The following is a 2,112-nucleotide window of genomic DNA, read 5'->3' as shown; positions in this document are numbered from 1 at the left end:
GGGGGGCTCGGTGGCCGCGACGACCGGCCCGGCCGGCGGCGGGGCGACCGCCTGCAGCGCGGCGGTGACCACACCCACCGGCTCGGCGGTGTCCGGGACGGTCTCGTTGACGTTGTCGGCGTGGACCGGCTTGCGGCGCGAGGCCACGTAGATCGCCAGGCAGGCGGCGAGCGCCAGCACCGCGACCAGGGTGACGCCCCAGTCGCCCTGCTTGGCCAGCAGGGCGGCACCGCCACCGACCAGTCCGGCGGCGGGCAGCGTCAGCACCCAGGCGGCGGCCATCCGGCCCGCGGTGGACCAGCGCACCACGCCGCCCTTGCGGCCCAGGCCCGAGCCCATCACGGCACCGGAGCAGACCTGGGTGGTGGAGAGCGCGAAGCCCAGGTGGGAGGAGGACAGGATGGTGACCGCGGCACCGGTCTGGGCGGCGAAGCCCTGCGGCGGCTGGATGTCGGCCAGCCCGCTGCCCAGCGTACGGATGATGCGCCAGCCGCCCAGGTAGGTGCCGAGGGCGATGGCCAGACCGGCCGAGACGATGACCCACATCGGCGGGTCCGAGTGCGGGGCGATCACTCCGCCGCTGACCAGCGCCAGGGTGATCACACCCATGGTCTTCTGGGCGTCGTTGGTGCCGTGCGCCAGGGAGACCAGGGCGGCCGAGGCGATCTGCCCGGCGCGGAAGCCCTTGGCGGTGTCCTCGGCGTTGGTTCCCCGGGTGATCCGGTAGGTCAGCCGGGTGGCCAGCACGGTGGCGACGCCGGCCACGAGGGGCGCGGCGATGGCCGGGATGAGGATCTTCATGATGACCGCGTCGCCGTGTACGGCGTCGAAGCCGACGGAGGCGACGGTGGCGCCGATCAGACCGCCGAACAGGGCGTGCGAGGAGCTGGAGGGCAGCCCCGCGAGCCAGGTCAGCAGATTCCAGATGATCGCGCCGACCAGGCCGGCGAAGATCACTTCGGGTTGGATGCCGTTTTCGTCGACGATGCCCTTCGAGATGGTCGCGGCCACCTCGACGGACAGGAAAGCACCGACGAGATTGAGGGCGGCCGACATCGCCACCGCCATCTTCGGCTTCATGGCGCCGGTGGAGATGGTGGTGGCCATGGCGTTGGCCGTGTCATGGAAGCCGTTCGTAAAGTCGAACACCAAGGCCGTGATGATCACGATCCCGATGAGAAGCGTGATGTGTTCCATTCACCCAGGCAATCCGTTAGGCGGTCAGTAGCACGGCGACGGTAAGGACACCGGGTGAACGGAAGGTGAACGAGTTCGGGCTTCGGGGTGACGTGGCTGAAGTGAGTCCTGGTATGGCCGTGTGGGGCTTGGCATCATTCCGCCCGGGAGGTGACGAAGGTGACACACGCGACAGCCGGCACGGCGGGAGAGGCGCTCCGTCAGACCTGGATCGAGGTGGTGGACACGGCACGGCGGACCACGGCCGACGGACTGGTCGTCGGCACCTCGGGCAATGTCTCGGCCCGGGTCGGCGACATCGTACTGGTGACCCCCAGCGGCATCCCGTACGACCGGCTCGGCCCGGAGGCGATCACCGGCGTCACGCTGGACGGCCGGCAGGTGATCGGCGACCTGGTTCCCACCAGCGAGCTGCCGATGCACCTGGCCGTCTACCGGGCCACCGGTGCCGCGGCCGTGGTGCACACCCACGCGGTGCACGCCACCGCCGTCTCCACCCTCGTCGACGAGCTGCCCCCGGTGCACTACATGGCCGGGATACTCGGCGGGCCGCCCCGGGTCGCCGAGTACGCCCTGTACGGCACCGGGGAGCTGGCCGCGCACATGCTGCACGCCCTGCGCGGCCGCACCGGCTGCCTGCTGCGCAACCACGGCACCCTGGTCCACGGCGACACCCTGGCGCAGGCGTACGACCGCACCGCCCAGCTGGAGTGGATGTGCCGGGTCTGGCTGGCCGCCTCCGCCGTCCCCGACCGCACCCCCAGCCTGCTCACCCCGGCCCAGCTCGACGCCGCCGCCGCCAAACTGCGCGGCTACGGCCAACCCGACTGACAGTGACCCGGCGGCTCGGTACACCTACCCGCACGCCACCAGAGCCGCCCCGCACGCCCCGCCCGGGGCACCGCGCAGCCCACC

At 71.7% G+C, this 2,112-nt stretch carries 2 protein-coding genes; one reads left to right on the top strand and one right to left on the bottom strand.

Annotated elements, in window-relative coordinates; translation table 11 throughout:
• A partial coding sequence (locus E4099_RS31465) for an inorganic phosphate transporter (protein ID WP_135342505.1) occupies positions 1 to 1,197 on the bottom strand: 1,197 nt, incomplete at its 3' end.
• Positions 1,198 to 1,356: 159 nt separating this feature from the next.
• Here E4099_RS31465 and E4099_RS31460 point away from each other — a divergent pair.
• Positions 1,357 to 2,028: a class II aldolase/adducin family protein gene (locus tag E4099_RS31460; RefSeq protein WP_245245339.1), complete on the top strand. Its 672-nt coding sequence runs from the start codon at positions 1,357 to 1,359 to the stop codon at positions 2,026 to 2,028.
• Positions 2,029 to 2,112 lie beyond the last annotated feature (84 nt).

Origin of the sequence: Streptomyces palmae (assembly GCF_004684805.1) — a bacterium.
Taxonomy (GTDB): Bacteria; Actinomycetota; Actinomycetes; order Streptomycetales; family Streptomycetaceae; genus Streptomyces; species Streptomyces palmae.
Note: the sequence above shows the minus strand (reverse complement) of the source record. Positions and strands in the feature narration are given on the sequence as shown.